Origin of the sequence: Bradyrhizobium sp. BWC-3-1 (assembly GCF_032917965.1) — a bacterium.
In the GTDB taxonomy this organism is placed as follows: domain Bacteria; phylum Pseudomonadota; class Alphaproteobacteria; order Rhizobiales; family Xanthobacteraceae; genus Bradyrhizobium; species Bradyrhizobium canariense_D.
In genome coordinates, this window is the sequence record NZ_CP136625.1 from 1,809,271 (window position 1) to 1,826,199 (window position 16,929).

Annotated in this window: 15 protein-coding genes and 1 pseudogene; 5 read left to right on the forward strand and 11 right to left on the reverse strand. The window is 59.6% G+C overall.

Annotation, left to right across the window (positions count from 1 at the left end; translation table 11 throughout):
• Positions 1-14: 14 nt before the first annotated feature.
• Positions 15-1,040, forward strand: a complete 1,026-nt coding sequence (locus RX329_RS08785; protein ID WP_317245670.1) for a cytochrome-c peroxidase — start codon at positions 15-17, stop codon at positions 1,038-1,040.
• Positions 1,041-1,073: 33 nt separating this feature from the next.
• Here RX329_RS08785 and RX329_RS08790 read toward each other — a convergent pair whose 3' ends face one another.
• On the reverse strand, positions 1,074-1,235 hold the full coding sequence (locus RX329_RS08790) for a hypothetical protein (protein ID WP_317245671.1): 162 nt from the start codon (positions 1,233-1,235) through the stop codon (positions 1,074-1,076).
• A gap of 228 nt (positions 1,236-1,463) precedes the next feature.
• Here RX329_RS08790 and RX329_RS08795 point away from each other — a divergent pair, with 228 nt between their 5' ends.
• On the forward strand, positions 1,464-2,525 hold the full coding sequence (locus RX329_RS08795; protein WP_410706477.1) for a hypothetical protein: 1,062 nt from the start codon (positions 1,464-1,466) through the stop codon (positions 2,523-2,525).
• 4 nt (positions 2,526-2,529) lie between these two features.
• Here RX329_RS08795 and RX329_RS08800 read toward each other — a convergent pair whose 3' ends face one another.
• Positions 2,530-2,889, reverse strand: coding sequence for a methylamine utilization protein (locus tag RX329_RS08800; protein WP_317245673.1), 360 nt, complete (start codon positions 2,887-2,889; stop codon positions 2,530-2,532).
• Positions 2,890-3,096: 207 nt separating this feature from the next.
• Here RX329_RS08800 and RX329_RS08805 point away from each other — a divergent pair, with 207 nt between their 5' ends.
• The 3 genes from RX329_RS08805 (at position 3,097) to RX329_RS08815 (ending at position 8,967) form a co-directional block, all read left to right on the forward strand.
• The gene (locus RX329_RS08805) at positions 3,097-6,045 is read left to right on the forward strand and encodes an EAL domain-containing protein (RefSeq protein ID WP_317245674.1); all 2,949 of its coding nucleotides are present in this window, start codon (positions 3,097-3,099) and stop codon (positions 6,043-6,045) included.
• 426 nt (positions 6,046-6,471) lie between these two features.
• A complete protein-coding gene (locus RX329_RS08810) occupies positions 6,472-8,544 on the forward strand; it encodes a HAMP domain-containing methyl-accepting chemotaxis protein (RefSeq protein ID WP_317245675.1) in 2,073 nt (690 codons plus the stop codon).
• A 63-nt stretch (positions 8,545-8,607) separates the two neighbouring features.
• A complete protein-coding gene (locus tag RX329_RS08815) occupies positions 8,608-8,967 on the forward strand; it encodes a hypothetical protein (RefSeq protein ID WP_317245676.1) in 360 nt (119 codons plus the stop codon).
• 458 nt (positions 8,968-9,425) lie between these two features.
• On the opposite strand, the gene RX329_RS08820 is transcribed toward RX329_RS08815, so the two are convergent.
• The 9 genes and pseudogenes from RX329_RS08820 to RX329_RS08860 form a co-directional block, all read right to left on the reverse strand.
• Complete coding sequence (locus RX329_RS08820; RefSeq protein ID WP_317245677.1) at positions 9,426-9,674, reverse strand: hypothetical protein; 249 nt, start codon at positions 9,672-9,674, stop codon at positions 9,426-9,428.
• Between the two features lie 246 nt (positions 9,675-9,920).
• On the reverse strand, positions 9,921-10,226 hold the full coding sequence (locus RX329_RS08825) for a hypothetical protein (RefSeq protein WP_085357201.1): 306 nt from the start codon (positions 10,224-10,226) through the stop codon (positions 9,921-9,923).
• A gap of 413 nt (positions 10,227-10,639) precedes the next feature.
• Positions 10,640-12,842, reverse strand: a pseudogene (locus tag RX329_RS08830) (PAS domain S-box protein).
• Between the two features lie 340 nt (positions 12,843-13,182).
• Positions 13,183-13,407 (reverse strand): hypothetical protein, encoded by a 225-nt coding sequence (locus tag RX329_RS08835; protein ID WP_085394232.1) that lies wholly within the window; start codon positions 13,405-13,407, stop codon positions 13,183-13,185.
• A 9-nt stretch (positions 13,408-13,416) separates the two neighbouring features.
• Complete coding sequence (locus RX329_RS08840) at positions 13,417-13,617, reverse strand: hypothetical protein (protein WP_085383267.1); 201 nt, start codon at positions 13,615-13,617, stop codon at positions 13,417-13,419.
• A 153-nt stretch (positions 13,618-13,770) separates the two neighbouring features.
• Positions 13,771-14,055, reverse strand: coding sequence for a hypothetical protein (locus tag RX329_RS08845; protein ID WP_094183532.1), 285 nt, complete (start codon positions 14,053-14,055; stop codon positions 13,771-13,773).
• Positions 14,056-14,299: 244 nt separating this feature from the next.
• Positions 14,300-15,460, reverse strand: coding sequence for a PAS domain-containing sensor histidine kinase (locus tag RX329_RS08850; protein WP_085357354.1), 1,161 nt, complete (start codon positions 15,458-15,460; stop codon positions 14,300-14,302).
• On the reverse strand, positions 15,461-16,249 hold the full coding sequence (locus tag RX329_RS08855; protein WP_085394230.1) for an alpha/beta fold hydrolase: 789 nt from the start codon (positions 16,247-16,249) through the stop codon (positions 15,461-15,463). It lies immediately after the preceding gene.
• A gap of 91 nt (positions 16,250-16,340) precedes the next feature.
• A complete protein-coding gene (locus RX329_RS08860) occupies positions 16,341-16,742 on the reverse strand; it encodes a response regulator (RefSeq protein WP_085394229.1) in 402 nt (133 codons plus the stop codon).
• Positions 16,743-16,929: the final 187 nt, after the last annotated feature.

Below are 16,929 nucleotides of genomic sequence, written 5' to 3' on the forward strand. Positions count from 1 at the left end.
CCTCCGAGGAGCCGATGAAGGTCTGGGTCAGCCTGGCTTTGCTTGCGGTGCTTGTGCCGCTGGGGCTGCGCTTTGGCTCGACGGTGGCGGAGGAATCAAAGGAGGCGGCAGAGATCCGCGCCAAGTACAGTCGGCCGGCGGCGATTCCTTTCCCGGACCGCAATCCCTACTCGGCACCAAAAGCGGCTCTCGGGAAGATGTTGTTCTTCGATCCGTTGCTCTCGAGGTCCGGTACCATTTCCTGTGCGACTTGCCACAATCCGTCGCTGTCGTGGGGAGATGGCCTTGCGCGTGCGGTCGGGGAGGATCCGAAAGGCCTGCCGCTTCGTTCGCCCACTCTGATCGATGTGGCGTTCACCCAGCCGTTGGGCTGGGACGGGAAGTTCAGGGATATCGAATCCGTCACGTTTGGTCCGATCACGGGTCGGGCAAACATGAATCTGACAGAATCGGAGTTGATTGACCGTCTGTCGACCAGCCCGGCCTATGTCGATGCGTTCGCAAGCGCCTACGGGGATAGTGCGATCACCCGGCCCAGGATCGAAGCTGCCTTGGCGACCTTTGAACGCACCATTGTCGCGGACGAGTCCCCGTTCGACCGCTGGATCGCTGGGGATGAAACCGCGATCAGCGCGGCGGCCAAACGCGGCTTTGCGCTCTTCAACGGCAAAGCGCGTTGCTCAGACTGCCACAGTGGGCCGTCTTTTACCGATGGATCGTTTCAGGATATCGGCACCGCGAAAGACGGTGATATTGGCCGCGGCCGGCTGTTTCCGACGTCACAAAAGCTCCGATACGCATTCAAGACGCCGACATTGCGCAACGTTGCGCAGCGTGCGCCCTACATGCATGATGGATCGGTCGCAACGCTCGAAGAGGTCATCGAACTCTATGACCAGGGTGGGATTGACCGTCCAAGCCGGTCCCCTTCGATAAAGTCTTTATCTTTGGCAGCAGAGGAAAAGACCGATCTCGTCGCCTTTCTTCAAACGCTAACTGCGTCGTCCCAGGCCACGCCTTTTCACAACTTCTCGCGCTGACGAACTACCGCCATCGGGTCCTCGGTACGAACCTTAGTGAACGTGCGGCAATGCCGACCCCAGCAGGCCAAAGCCGAGGATAACAAGCGCGCCTGCCCAAGCCTCCAGGGTCTCGGTTCGCGTAGCGTAGCGCTTTGCCCCGCGGACCAGCACCGAGCCTACCGCCACACGCGCTGCACCTAACGCTTCGAACATGGACTGCTCCAACCATCCCGTTTTGTCTGACGTTCAGTACGACACCCGGATTGAAGGCTCGTCCTCGAAATCTATAAAATTTGAAAGGACTTGCGGCGGCGCCCGCCCAAATCGGCCCCATTAACCACCCGTCAACCACCGGGTGTGCGGACGGTACAAACCCCAAAATTTATGCTAAGGTGAATAGATCGTTAAGCCGTGCCTTCCACGACGGGCGGATTTCTTAAAATGTTGAGGTCTTTGGGGCGGGATGCCACACGGGTGTCTCCGGGGGTTGCCCTCGTTGCCAGGTTTATCGCGGTGTTCTCCGTCTGGGTCTTGGGGACCCGAGCTGCCAGCGCTCATGTCAAATGGTTTTGCGCTTATGACGCTGCCGGCCAGCCGCGGGGCCTTGAAAACGTTCTGTGCCAGGATTTTGAGCTGCTCCTAGGGGTTGCGGTGCTCTGGTTCTTTTCCGGCTGTGTGGTGGAGCGCACGTCTCTGGGCGAGCTGACGGCCCGCTCACTCAACAGGTTCACGGAAGGCTTGCGCCTGCACACCGAGGTGATGATCCGCGCGGTGTGCGGCTTTTTCTTCGTCTCGCTCTGGGCGGTCGGAGGTATCATCTTGACCCCAGAACTGAAGACGACGTCCGCATGGGTGGGACCTTTGCAGCTCGCCATCGCCGCCGGCCTGCTGTCGCGCCACACCATGCCGCTCTCTGGGGCGGGGATCGTGGTGTTGTTTGGCCTCGCCGTGCGCGACTACGGTACGTTTCATCTGGCCGACTATCCGATCTTTCTGGGCCTTGCGGCCTATCTCGCTCTCACGGGGTTGCAAAAGAATTTGTTCGGTTTTCCGGCGCTCGACGTGGTGCGCTATGCGACCGCCGTGACCTTGATGTGGGCCTCGATAGAGAAGTGGGCCTATCCGGAATGGAGCTTCCCGCTTCTGATCGAGCACCCCGGTATCACCCTTGGGTTCAACAACGAGTTCTACATGCGGGCTGCGGGCATGGTCGAGTTCACGCTCGCCTTTGCCCTGGCTTGGACGCCACTGGTTCGGCGCATCGCGGCGGCCGTGCTGCTCGGAATGTTCATCAGCGCGTGCTTCGAATTCGGCAAGCTTGATGTCATCGGACATTCGGCGATTATCGTCGTCCTGGTCGCCATCCTTTCCGATAATCGGCCGACAGAGGCCGATGATCGCGCTCCGTGGCTCGCCCCGGCCGGATTATGTGCGGCGCTGACGGTTACGCTTTTCGCCTACTATGTTGGCCATGCCGCGATCTTCAACACGGCGATACTTTAGAATCCTACTTTGTGACGTGCACGCCAAGCTTCATCTTGGGATGAATGCCACACAGGACCGTGTAGTCACCAGCCATCGAAAAGACGACGTCGAATTGGCTGCCCGGCTGCTGATCGCCGGTGTCGAAGTCAAAGGTCTCCGCGCTCAAATAGGCGTGGTGCAAGAGCTCACCATCGTCGTTAACAAACCGTAAAGTCTCGCCGCGCTTGATGATGATCTCTCGCGGCCTGAATTCTCGATCCTTTTGCGAGATCGTATAGGAAGTTGCGCCAAGAGCGGCGCCTGCCAGCAGTCCCCCGGTGACCACGGCAGTGATCTGGAGCCCGAACCTGCCTTCGCGCAAAGTTAAAAGTCTTGCCACCATTTCAACCCCGCTGAAGCTTCAACTTTATTAAATGTCCGGCTTGGCTCAAATCGTCCGAGCGCGTGAGTAATCCGTACTTTATCACAGCTTGATCTTAACGATTTCCGCATCCCTTTTAGTCATTACTAGGGAAATTTGAGGCGGAGGCAGCCGGCTGCGTCCGCGCCCTATGTTTGCGATTGTTTGTTTACAGCGAAAGACATCGCGATGAGTCTTTTCGTCGGCAGGGTTGTGCGTCAACCGAAAGCGGTTTTTGACACGCTTCGGTCCACAAGCGCCTGTCTGCCACGGCTGCTTGAAGCGCGCGGCTCGATTCGAATAGGCATTTTGATCTTTTGTCTCGCGATGAGCGCCATTGCAGCAGCCCTCGGAGGCTATGCCACCCTTGGTATCCGGCATGCCGGCGACCTGGTGGCTAAAACCTTCGACGAGTCACTGATGTCGATCAATTACGCACGCGCGGCTGGCGCCGATTTCGCCGCAATGCGCGTGGCGTCGGCACAACGCCTCCTCACCAAGGATCCGTCGGTCCGTGCACGACTCGAAGCCGAAATCGACGAGCTGGCGAAATCGCTGTCGGAGGATGTGACCATCGCGGCGGAACGGTCGCAATCCGCGCGCGCCGCAAAAGCGGCCGCCAAAGTCCAGGAGGCCGCAAAAGCCTGGACCGCGCTTCATCGTCGTTCACTTCAACCGCTTGCTGGCGAGCATGGGAGCGTTGAAGCGAATGCGCGTGAGATCGCCGATCTCGATCAGTACTCCAACGCCGTCAATCAGCAGATTGAACTGCTTGTGAACTATACGGCCGGTGATGGCTTTCTATTCCGTCAACGTGCGCTGGCTGCAATCAGGCGGGATGTGCAATTCAATGTGGCGGGGCTGACTGTTGCCCTTCTTCTGTCCGGGTTGTTCTCGTGGATGTTGGCACGCCGCATCATCGGCCCAGTCGCGATTGCCTCCAAAGTGGCAAGGAGTATTGCCGATGGTGACTTGAACACAGACATTCCGGAGGGCGGCGCTGATGAGCTGGGTACCCTCCTGAGCGCAATGGGAAGGATGCGGGACAACATCAGGACGATGGTGGACCGGGAGGTGGCGCAGCGGCGTTCGGCCCAGGTGAGGCTTTCCGATGCACTCGAGAACTCCCGCGAGGGCGTCGTTCTCCTCGATAATGATGGTCAGATCGCCCTATCCAATTCTAGGGCCAGCGAGTTCATTCATTGCTTGCCACAGCTCGTTCACCCGGGCTGGTTGCGGGGAACGCGGGCGTCCAGCGAGGACAGCTCACCAGCACTCATTCGCCGAGACAACTTTAGCGATGTGGATAGCGAGGAGGGTGAAGCCCAGCTCCCTGACGGTAGGTGGCTGCGGGTCAGCCGCAGCCCGACCCAGGAAGGCGGCGTGATGCTCGTCTACAGCGACATTACGGGTTTAAAGCAGCAGAAAGCTGAGCTGCACGCGACGAATCTGAGACTGGACGCGGCGCTGACGCACATGTCGCAAGGCCTCTGTCTCTATGACAGGGAGGGACGGCTGCAGGTGGTTAACCGTCGCTTCTCCGAGATCTTTGATATCTCCCCGGAGCTTGTGCGTCCAGGCATGACGTTCGAAGACGTCCTCCGCCTGAGTGTTGCCGCCGGCACTCATGGCAGCCAGACCGTAGCCGATCTTCTGGCGGAATGCGAGGAGTTCCAGGCTCGCCGCAGGAGCGGCAACTACCTCCAGCGGCTCAGTGAGGGACGCATCGTCTCAATCGCTCATCGCCCCACATCCGACGGCGGCTGGCTCATCAGTTGCGAAGACGTGACCGAACAACAAAGGGCGCAATCTCAAATCGCGTTCATGGCGCGCCACGACGCTCTGACCAGATTACCCAACCGGTCTCTCTTCGGCGAGCGAATCGAGCAGGCCGTCGCGGAGGCCGGCCGGGGGGCGGGGTTTGCCGTATTTTGTATCGATCTGGATAACTTCAAGCAGATCAACGATACCCTGGGACATCCGGTGGGCGACGCGCTGCTTTGCGCGGTTTCCGAGCGGTTAAGCAGGTGCGTCCGAGACGTTGATACCGTTGCGCGTTTGGGTGGCGACGAGTTTGCGGTCATTCAATTTGACGTCCGAAACGCTGAAGAGGCCGAGAGCCTCGCCCAGCGCATCGTTGAGGGTGTCGGAGCGCCCTATGAACTGCTCGGGCATCGCATCATCGTCGGGTGCAGCGTCGGAATTTCGCTCGCGCCAGCGGACGGTGTGACGCGAGAAAAGCTACTGAAAAATGCGGACATGGCGCTGTACCGGTCCAAAATGGACGGTAGGGGAACATGGCGGTTCTTCGAGCCAGCAATGGATGCAAGCCTGCAAAGCCGCCGAGCGCTGGAAATCGACCTGCGCGAGGCTATGGACAAGCAAGAGTTCGCGCTGTTCTACCAGCCGATTTATGACTTGCGAAGGGATCGGATTAGCGGCTTCGAAGCTTTGTTGCGCTGGCAGCACCCGAATAGGGGGTTCGTGCCGCCCGACCAATTCATTCCGCTCGCAGAAGAAATCGGTCTCATTGCTCCGCTCGGTGAATGGGTTCTCAACCGCGCGTGCGAACAAGCGGCCAATTGGCCCGACGAGCTCAAGATTGCGGTCAATGTCTCGGCGAGTCAGTTTCGTGACCCGAAGTTTGCAGACGTCATCGCCAACGCGATCGACGCATCAGCGCTTTCACCGCACCGCCTTGAGCTCGAAATCACGGAATCAGTTCTCCTTGGCAACAGCTCCGAAACCATCGCGACGCTGCACGAGCTCAAGGCGCGTGGGCTGCGCATCGCTTTGGACGATTTTGGGACCGGCTATTCGTCGCTGAGTTACCTCCGCAGTTTTCCCTTTGACAAAATTAAAATCGATCAGTCCTTCGTCCGCGACGCAACGGCGACAAAGGGATCGAAATTGATCGTCAGGGCCATTACCAGCCTCGGAAGGAGCCTTGGTATGACAACAACAGCGGAGGGGGTGGAGACGGTTGAGCAGTTGAACCAGATGAAGGCGGAAGGTTGCAACGAGGCGCAAGGGTTCTTGTTCAGCCGCCCGGTCCCTGCAACCGAACTCGCCTCAACGATCCTGAGCTTGCGAAACGGCCTTAAGCAAAGGGACCGGAGCAGGGCGTTAGCCAGCTAGGACTACAGGATGTCACGGCCTCGACTTCAGCGCGGTCATTTCCTTGCGAGTATATATTGCGGGCCGACGCTATCGCGTCCCGAACTGGCTCGGATGCAAAACAACGCTCCAATATGGAACAAACGTCCGTCAATGCAGGAATACCAGATCCATCTAGCAGTTTTATTTGCAGCTCTGACTAGGCGGGCTGTTTTCATTTCCGCCACACTAGCAGCCATTGACTACGGTCAGAAGCTTCCGTCGAGGCTTCAGCGCGCGTTGACGTCAGCGTCGACGATCCAATGACTTGCAGAAACCACGTTCGTCAAACGAGCTGGCCAGACTTCATTTCTTATTAACCGATTCAGCGCAGGGTTGCATCATTGGGATTGGGCGTATTTAAGGGGAATTCTTGTGCCATTCCTTCGTTTGAGGATCAGGGGACGTTTGATTTCAGGATTCGCGGTGCTGTGCGCAGTTTTGATGGCCGCGGTTGGGTGCACGATCATTGCGGTCGGCACTCTTTCTCACGCCGTCGATCGGATGGTGACTTTGCGTACTCCAGTCGCCATCAGCAGCACTGAGCTGGTTGGCAATCTTTACTCTACTCTTGCGGCCCTGCGCGCCTATCTCCTGACAGGCGATCCACAAGCCAAAGCTGAGCGCGCCGCAGTGTGGAAAGAGCTCGACGCGACCGTCAGTGCCTTCGACAAAATGGCGATGCGCTTCACCAACTCGGAAAACCTTCGCAATTGGGCAGACGCCAAAGTCAAGTTAGAGGAGTTCCGCGTCACGCAAAGTCGGGCCGAGAGCATTGCATTCACGTCCGACGCGTTTCCGGCCACCAAGCTCCTGCTGACGGAAGCGGCGCCGCGAGCGGATATAATGTTCGCCCAGATCAGCCGCATGATCAACGAAGAGGAGGGGCTTGAGGCGACGGCCGACCGCAAACGACTATTGAAGGCAATGGCCGACACGCGCGGCAACTTCGCCGCAGCCATGGCGCAGATTCGAACTTACTTGCTCTCCGGGGACAAGGCCGAGAAGGACAAGTTCACGCGGCCATGGCAGAATTTCAAACAAGGCCTTGCCGGAGTCGCGGCCCGCGAATCCCTGCTCACTTCCGCGCAGCGAACAGCCTTCGATGCCTTTACCAAGGCCTATGGCGAACTGGAGCCCATGCCCGAACGAATGTTTGCGATTCGCGATTCGGCGGGTTGGAACGTGCCGGTCCTGATTCTGGCCACCGACGCCGCACCAAAGGCGCGCGCAATCCTCGACCTGATCGACGGCCCCAAAGGGGGAGATGGAACGCGCTCAGGAGGCATCAAGACCAACCAAAATCTGATGCTGCAGCAGGAAGCCCGCAACGTACAGGACGATACCGCCTTCCTGATCTGGATCGAATGGGCGCTCTTGACAACGGGGCTGGTCGCCGGCGGCGCCATTGCGTTCTTTACCGTGCGTTCAATTACGAAGCCAATTCGGGCCATGACGGGCGCGATGGGCCAGTTGGCAAACGGCGAAATGTCGCTCGTTGTCCCCGGCCTTGGCCGGTCCGACGAGATCGGCGAAATGGCGGGTGCGGTGCAGGTGTTCAAGGACCATATGGTAGAGGCCGAACGCCTGCGTGCCCGAGGCTTGGAAAACGATAAGCGCGCGGCCGAGCAGCGCCGGGTGGATATGCATAGTCTGGCCGATGACTTTGACGCGGCGATCGGCGAAGTCGTCGAAACCGTCTCATCGGCCTCGACCGAATTGGAAGCTTCAGCGAGTACGCTGACCGCAACGGCGGGACAAGTCCAGGAGCTGACGGTGATGGTGGCCGCGGCGTCGGAACAAGCTTCCACCAATGTCAAGTCGGTGGCCTCAGCGGCGAAGGAGATGGCGTCATCGGTCAACAAGATCGGCCGCCATGTCCAGGAATCTGCACGCATCGCCAGCGATGCGGTGAAGCAGGCTCAGAAGACCAACGATCAGATCGGACATCTCGCTCACGCCGCGAGTCGGATCGGTGCCGTCGTAGACCTGATCAACACGATCGCCGGCCAGACCAATCTTTTGGCGCTGAACGCCACCATCGAGGCAGCGCGGGCTGGCGAAGCCGGACGGGGTTTTGCCGTGGTTGCTTCCGAGGTGAAGGCCCTGGCCGAGCAAACAGCCAAGGCAACTGACGAGATCAGCCAGCAGATCGACGGAATGCAGTCGGTGACCGGCCAATCAGTCGCCGCGATCAAGGAGATCGGCGACACAATAGGGAAGATGTCGGAAATTGCCTCCATCATCGCATCTGCGGTCGAGGAGCAGGGCGCCGCGACACAGGAAATCTCCCGCAACGTTCAGCAGGCCGCCCAGGGAACGCAGCAGGTGAGCTCAAATATCACTGACGTGCAGCGCGGCGCTACCGAAACTGGATCGGCATCGACCCAGGTTCTCGCGGCGGCCCAATCGCTGTCGCGCGATAGCAATCGGCTCAAGGATCAAGTCAGCAAGTTCCTAGAGTCGGTCCGTGCCGCTTAGTGCTTGAAAGCAAGCCGGCTCCCCAAAACGGGCTTCGACATGTGCGAATGGAGAGGACCGAAAATGGCCCAGATTCTAGAGTTTCCGAGGGCCTTGCGAGTTGAGCCTTTTTCGACTCAGAGCAAGAGTGCAGACAAAAACAAATTGCAGGCGGATTGGGAGACGCTTCAACATGCCTTGGCCGAGATTAAAAATTCCAGCGAAATCGTACTTCAAAGAACGCCAGCGCTGCTGGAACACCTCGACCAACTTGATATGATCCTCGATAAAGCTCTCGATGGGCCGACGACCCAGTGGATGCGTGCAAAGGTTGCCGATGCCCGCACCGTGCTGTTGAAGGAAAGCCACGAGTTCTCCACTCGAATTGAGGAAATGGTGTCCTGCGCTGCACAGCTTGAAAATAGCGTCAATCTCAAGCGATAAACGCAGCTTGCCATCCACGCGAACGACAAGTTGCCCCCGAAAAACCCCACGCTAGGCGGGGCCGTCGGCGTCGGCGGCGTCCTAGTGTTGGCGAACATAATGTCATCGTGGCTCACGGTCGACAAGACTAAGCATGACCTGCAAGGCACGCCTGGACGGCGGCAAGCACACGTGAGTCCTCGAAGAGCAGTGCCGGAACACCAACCAGCCCCTGATCAACGTCGTAGTCTTGCCGTATCAAGTACTGCCGTGAGACCGCGATCTCGGGCCAGGTCGGCGATCACGGCCGGCAACAGCGCGTCGAGATCGTCCGCGTTCGGCTTCGGAAACTTTATCACTCGAAAGCGGTCACGGATCGGGCTCGGCAGGGGATCAAGCGAGTCATCCGCACCTATCCGCACATGTTGCGAGCTGCCGTTGCGCCAGCGTCGCAGAGTTTCGAACTGGAGCGCGTAAGCCTAAGAAGTCTGCTGGCGGCTGCTGCCATAAGTTGCTACGTGTCGGCCACCGCCGTGACCTCCGCCAATCCGCGACAGCACCGCCATTCCAGCAGCGTGGGTGCAAGCCATTTGCATGACCAAAGCAGCCTCCACTTCAGTCTGGGGCTTGGCATTCTCTACAAAGCTGAGCGCCGCGTTGATCGCGATTTCTGAAACCCCGCCATTGGATAGCCGCGCTGCACTTTGCAACTGGAACAACAAGGCCACCAGGGCAATCTTCCAAATGTTATTGACGGCTCCGTATCGCGTTCGAATTTCTCCAGCATCCTGGTCGCTCGCCTCGAAGATTGAGGCGCCACGCACCTCCCTAGACCCAGGGAGAAGGCGCGGTTGAGATCGAGGGGATAAAAGGCGACGCGCCGTTCTAACGAGCTGCGTGCCGGCAGAAGATTGTCAATGAGGTCAAAGTTGATCAGAGGCGCGCGGTAAGAGCGGCGGAAACGGCGCATCTGATCACTGCATTTTTCGCCCGAGGTCTCTCAGGAGCGAGTGGAGAAAATCACTCGCATGGTCGTACCGCGCGCCGCCGCTGGCGATTTCACGGGCCCGCGGCTCCACTACACTACCGACGGTTTCTGGACCGAGTAGATCAGCTTTTTCAGACCATTGCTGCAGCAGGCGATCGGGAATGTATTCCGCAGACCCGAACAACGTCAAAAGGCAATCCTCGGCTTCGGCTTTGTGATCGTGATGAGCCTTCGCCCAGTACAAAGCGAATAGTCCACGAAAAGCATCACGGGAAACGGCTGGTTTTGCCATTGCAATGTCCCCGCAGAATTGAATTCTCAACGAAGAGGCCACCTAAAGGCGGCCTCAGGAGTTCATTAGGCAATCTAAATAACACGTACTGAAACGCCTGCCGCAGCGTTGCCGTTGCTTCAGAACCCAGGTGTAAATAGATGCGAGATGAACGTGCCAGCCCCGGTCACAGGAGCATGCCAACATGATTCGCTTCTGCCAACTAAAATCTGAAGACTGCCGGGAAATTCTGGCAACCCCAAACCTATGTTAGTTTGTGTGACCATGATCTATCAGGTTACGTGGGTGACGAACTCGACAACGCCGTGAGTTTGGTGCGCGAGAGGTCCAAGCAAAGCAGCGATAATGGACGAATACCTCGTGGAACTTTGGTGCGATTGTCGGCGCCTCGCCTGTTGGCAGCCGCAGCTGGACTAGTCCGAAGCGCCGTCGAGGACGTCACGCACCTTCGCCGCCAGATCGCTGAAGCTGAATGGCTTCACGAGCAACTGCACGCCCTTGTCCAACCGGCCGTGGTGGATGATTGCGTTCCTCGCGTAGCCCGTCGTGAACAGCACCTTCAAGGTCGGACGGACCGTCTTCGCCTGGGCGGCAACCTGTGCTCCTGTCAGGCCGCCTGGCAAAACAACGTCGGTGAAGAGGAGGTCGACCCGGGGCTGCCGTTCCAGGAGCCTTAAGGCCGAGGGTCCGTCGTGAGCCTCGATGACGCGGTAGCCGAGTTCGCGGAGAGTCTCGACCGAATATGCTCTCACCTCGTCGTCGTCCTCGAGGACGAGGACGGTCTCTTCCTGTGCGGCTTCGGGACTTGGATTGGACTCGACTTGCTCGGCACCCGCCGCCTGCGTCGCGAGCCGCGGCAAGTACAGCTTCACCGTCGTTCCCTGTCCCACTTCCGAGTAGATCTTGACGTGACCGCCGGACTGCTTGACGAAGCCATACACTTGGCTGAGCCCCAGTCCGGTGCCCTTGCCGACAGCTTTGGTCGTGAAAAAGGGCTCGAAAGCCTGAGCGACCGTTTTCGAATCCATGCCGACGCCCGTGTCCGTCACCGCGACGGCGACGTACTGGCCCGGCACGACCTCGGTGTGCGAGGCGACGTAGGCCTCGTCGATGTGCGCATTGCTGGTCTCAATCGTCAGTCGACCGCCGTTCGTCATCGCGTCGCGGGCGTTCACGGCTAGATTGATGACAGCCGCCTCTAATTCGGCCGGGTCGGCTTCAACTCGCCACACGCCTGCACCCAGGACAGTTTCCACGTCGATCGTTTCGCCGAGCGTACGATGGATCATGTCCGACAGTCCGTTGACGAGTGCGTTCACATCGAGGGGCTTGGGATCGAGAGGTTGGCGACGCGAAAACGCCAAGAGGCGTTGGGTTAGGGTGGCTGCCCGCTGCGCGCCCGTCATCGCGTTTCGCGCCGCCCGCTGCAATCGACCCGATTCAGCCGGAAGATTGCGCTGCAGGGTGTCCAGATTTCCCAGAATGATCTGCAGCAGATTGTTGAAATCGTGCGCCACGCCGCCGGTCAGTTGCCCGACGGCCTCCATCTTCTGCGACTGGCGCAAAGCTTCCTCGTTCTTGCGCAACTGCTCGGTCCGCTCCATCACCTGTCGCTCCAGAGTGGCATTGAGCTCGACCAGGGCCTCTTGCGCCCGCTTCCGTTCCTCGATCTCTCGGTGCATGGCTTGGGACAGGCGGACGTTATCAATCGCGACCGCGGCCTCGGCGGCAAGCCCGGACAGGCCCCGCTCCGACCGCTCGTTGAACACGCCAGTCCGCGCATGCCCGAAGAAAAGACCGCCAAGCACTTCACCAGTGCGAGATATGACCGATACAGCAAGGTAGCTCCGGACCGGCAGGTGGCCTTCAGGCATCCCTTCGCGGGGCGAGTTCTTCCCGTAGCGCGGATCCTTGGTGATATCGTCCGAACGGACGATGCCTTGGCCCAGAAAGGTCGGCGCGAACACCTCCGTATTGCGCGGCATGGGGAATTTCGAGAATGCCTCGATCGGCGCTCCGGAGAGCGTATAGAGCATATAGCTCTCGCCCGCATTGATGATGACGTTGTAGAAGAAGGCGCCGAACTCGGCCCCCGTAAGCGCCACGCCCGCATCCGTAACGATCTGAACGAGGCGCTCGAGGTCTGTCTCCGCTGCGAGCGCCGAGCCGGCACGGTTGAGCACTTCCAGAGCGTGCCGCTCTTCTCGGATAGCTTCCTCGGCTTCGCGCTGCGCTGTGCGGTCCCTCAGGATCTTGATGAAACCTACGACGTTCGACTTTTCCCGGATCGGGCTGAGCTCTCCGACGGCCCAAAAACGTGAGGCATCCTTGCGAAGACGCCAGCCTTCTTCGCCGCCGCCCTTGCCCTTTGTCATCGCGTGCGCGATTTCGCGGCTAAGCTGGGCCTCCTGGTCCTCCTCCGCAAAGACGCGGCTCAAGGAGCGGCCGATCATCTCCTCTTTTGTCCACCCGAGAATGTTGCCCGCGCCAATGTTCCAACTCGTCACTCGGCCACGCATCGGTGGTGATGATGGCGGTATCGGTTGCGCCGTTGACGATTTGCTTCCACTGCCATGCGGCAATTTCCGGCTTTTGATCTTCGCTATTTCGCGTCATGAGCCTCCCAGCGGGCCGCGCTCTTCTGGCGCAGACACGTCGGACACGCCGACCGTCTCTTTTGCTCTGGTTGAAGGAATGTCCCCATTGGCACGGGGCAACGATCAACGAAGGTTCCAGTTCCTCAATAGCTTACCTTGGTACCTCTGACCATAGAGCCGGTTGCACCTGAATCGCTCGGGACGACGTAAAGCTCCAGAGCAGGAGGCGCGCGCCAAGAGGACGTCCACTCGGGACCGGGATATGGAGCCGCAGCGGCGCATTCGGCGTGCGTTGCGCGCCCCGCGAACATGGGAAGCCGCGGCCTGCCTGGCATGGTCGAGCGAGAGGCCGTTGAAGTCTAAGGCTTCGAAGCTGGCCCGGTACAGTGGTCGATTGCTTCGTCTTTGCTGCCGATCGGAGCCCCTGGAAGCGTATCGTTTTCGGTGCTCGCAGGGCTCGCTTCCCTGAACGAACTGCTGCTCCCGGTGTCGGCTTTACTCAAGCCACTACTGTTCCCATCTTTGACGGGCGCGGCCTCATCATTGACCTCGAAGAAGAACGTCGGCATGTCCGCAAATGCCATTGGCCGCTCCTAGTTTTCATTCGCGCCTGGAAAAATGCCGAGGACCTCGCCTTCTGCGTTCCGTACGGTGACAGTTCGCCCAGTCGTCTCGGCCATCCGCTTCCCCACCGCGCAGGCCTCCTCCGCATTTTCCAGATCGAGAGCGACCACCGATAGCTTTGTTGCGCCAGCTCCTATGACGGCGATATCGAAGGGTTTGCTATAAGCCATATGGCGCAACTCCTGCTGTTGGCGGGTAGCGCGATCCTTTCTTGCTGCAACCGTGATTTAAGGATGAGACACTTTGTACACAAGTGAACACGGAACCTGGTCGCTCATCAATTGGCGATACGCGAGCGGACGGAGGCCCTTAGACTTCCGACATCACCATCCGTAGAAGTTCTTGGCGATGGCCAGTGTCTCAAGTTCGCTCGTCTCTAAAGCGATTTTTTGAACCAGCATCACATCCCCTTCGACCAGCTCACCAACCGGAACAAAGCACCATCCCATTCCTAGTCGACCGGATGCATCGACCTCGCGGACATTGGCCGATGTGCCATGACGGATGCGGTAGCGGGTACCCGTGTCGGACCCGACCACCTCGAAATAGCCCTTCCCGACGAACTGGGCGCGCTGCTGCGGAGTGAGCCAGCCGCGGAGCAGGCACAAGCCCTTTCTCCGCCTTTCCTCCTGACAGCTCCGGTAGAAAAGCCTACACGCCCGACGCCGAAAGAGGCTGAGGTAATGGAAATTGACCAAATCAATCTCGTTCATCTGAAAGGGTGACGAAGCCCAGTGGAAGATGCCGAGAAGCCAGCGCGTGTTCCTATGCACGATGCGCGCCGATTGCCGCCTTGGGACTCACGGTTCTGCATCCGCATCGAACGGCCCACGACCGCTGAGGTTGCTGGTCTCAGGGAGCGGAATGCGGCCGGAGGGATCCATCGCCTTCGAGGGGCATCCGCAAGGTGAACTTGGTTTCTGTGTCGGTCGAGTCGACGCCGATTGAACCTCCGTGCGCCTTCGCTATTTCAGACGCGATGTACAGACCAAGTCCCAATCCTTGAGAAGGGCCGTGCGCCTTTCCTCGGTAGAACGGCTGAAACAGGCGCGTCCGCGCCTCTTCCGGAATAGCCGCACCTCCATTCGCCACCGAGAGCTCAAACATTTCTGCTTTGGCGGTAGCTTGGACCCGCACTGGCTGATCCGGCGCGCCGTGGCTGATTGCGTTGCCGAGCAGGTTCGAGAACAACTGGGCGATACGGGCCGGATCGCAGAAGACCGGTGTCTCGACCTCGAAGCTGGTTTCGATGCGGCGCTCCGGATGGGCCGCCGTCAATTCGGCGACGACCTGGTCGAGCACGGGTTCAATCGCCGTAATTGACTTGGACAGCGAGATGCCTCCGCCAAGGCGGCCTCGTGCCAAATCCATGACGCTCTCGATCATCTTGGCCATTCGCCCGACGCTGCTCTGCATCATGGCCTCGAGCCGCAGCGCGTCTTCCGGCGTCTTGGCCTTGAGCATCAGCCGTGCACCGGCCGCAATGGATGCGAGAGGGTTGCGTAGGTCGTGGCCGAGCACGGCGATGAACTGCTCACGCAACTCCGCGTTTGCGCGCTCCTGCTGCAGACGCTCTTCCAGCGCCGACTTGAGCTCATCGCTTTCCTTCCGGGCGTCGATGAGCTCGCGCTCGTAGCGACGCCGGTCCGTGGCCCGCATGATTGTCAGGCGGGTGAACAGAAGCGCGTCCGCGTCGGTGCGCCGCTCGCGGGCGTTGGCGATCGCCGGAAGCCGCGCCCCGCTCTTGGTGAGGAGATCGAGGGCGAACTCGTCGAAGAAGCCCTGCATGCGCAGCAGCGGCGCCACGTGGGTCTCCAGGAATATGCGTCCCGCCATGTTGAGCAGGTCGCTCAGTCGCATCCCAGGAAGGTCGTCCGGCTGGTAGCCCATCCAGCCCGCCAGCGTTCGATTGGCACGATCGATGCGGCCGTCCGGACGAACGGAGAGGTACCCGCATGGCGCGTTTTCGTAGAGGTCTTCGAAATCGCTGTCGGCGGGGTAATTATTGTTCACTCAGACGAAATCTCGGATTGCGGCAACGACTTCGTCAGGCGCGCTCAGGTTGGGACAATGGCCGGTTGCCTTCAGAACCACCATTTTGCTGTTCGGGATGTTGCGCTGCACGTACGCGCCGACCTGCTGCCCGGCGATGATGTCTTCGCTGCACTGGAGGATCAGCGTGCGAGCGTTGACCTTGGCCAGGTCCGCGCGATTGTCGGAGAGGAACGTGACCCGGGCGAACTCCTTGGCGATCGCGGGATCGGTCCGGCAGAAGCTGTTGGTCAGTTCCTCGCCGAGTTCGGGACGGTCGGGATTGCCCATGATGGCAGGCGCCATCTGGGCCGACCACCCCATGTGGTTCTCTTCCAGGAAAGAAAGAAGCTCCTCGATCTGCTGGGAGCTGAAGCCGCCGACATAGTCGCCATCGTCGATGTAGCGCGCCGAAGGCCCCACAAGGATGAGGCTTTCGAACAACGAGGGGTCTTTGATCGCAGCCAAAACCCCGATCATGGCGCTGACGGAGTGCCCTACGAAGACCGCGCCCTTCAGCCCGAGCGTCTGACCGATCTCAACGACGTCGTCGGCATAACCAGACAATTTGGAATACTTCTGACGGTCGTACGCGGTGAGGTCGGACCGGCCCGCTCCGACGTGATCGAACAGCACCGTGCTGAACTCGCCTTCGAATGCCGGGGCCACGAAGCGCCACATGTTCTGGTCGCACCCGAACCCATGAGCGAACATCATGGCCCGCTCGCCGCGGCCGCGGACTTGCACGTTGTTGCGAAATTCGACAGACACTTGGTACCCCTGAGCGCGAGACGGTTTTTATTATTTCGAGAAGCTTAGGGTGAACTGAACCTGGATGCATCCCTTTTCCGGCGCCCGGCAGCTATGACGTTCGGATGAGAAGACCCGACAAAGCCTGGACCAATTGCGCCGGCGCGAACGGCTTAGGCAGGAGGATGCTGCGGGGCACGCCATTGGAGGCCCATCGGTGGGCGCTATCGCCGGAGACGTACAGGATCCCGCAGCTTGGGTCGTTCTCGCGTGCGAGGCGAGCCAGCCCCCATCCGTCCATCCTGGCGCGGCCGAGATTGATGTCAGTGACCACAGCTCGCGGAAGGGGCGTTCTGATGAGCAAACGGGCGGCCTCTTCGCCCGATGCGGCGCTAACAACACCGTAACCGGCCTCGATCAAGGTCTCTTCCAGCATCTCGCGGAGAAGTGCTTCATCCTCAACCAGAAGAATGGTCGATCCATCTGCGGCGTTGTGGGAGTTGCTCAGGTGCATCCTCTCGCATCTCTCAACAAAATGGCACCGCACCCCGATGACGCAGGTCACCCGTCTCAACGTTGAACAGGACGAAGCGTTCACTTTTTCTCGCCGGGTCGCGCTCAGCAAGGAATCAGTGAAAATGTTGGCGCAGATTTGGCGATGGTGCCAGCCGCAGTCAATTCGCCATTGGTTCGGCCAGAGA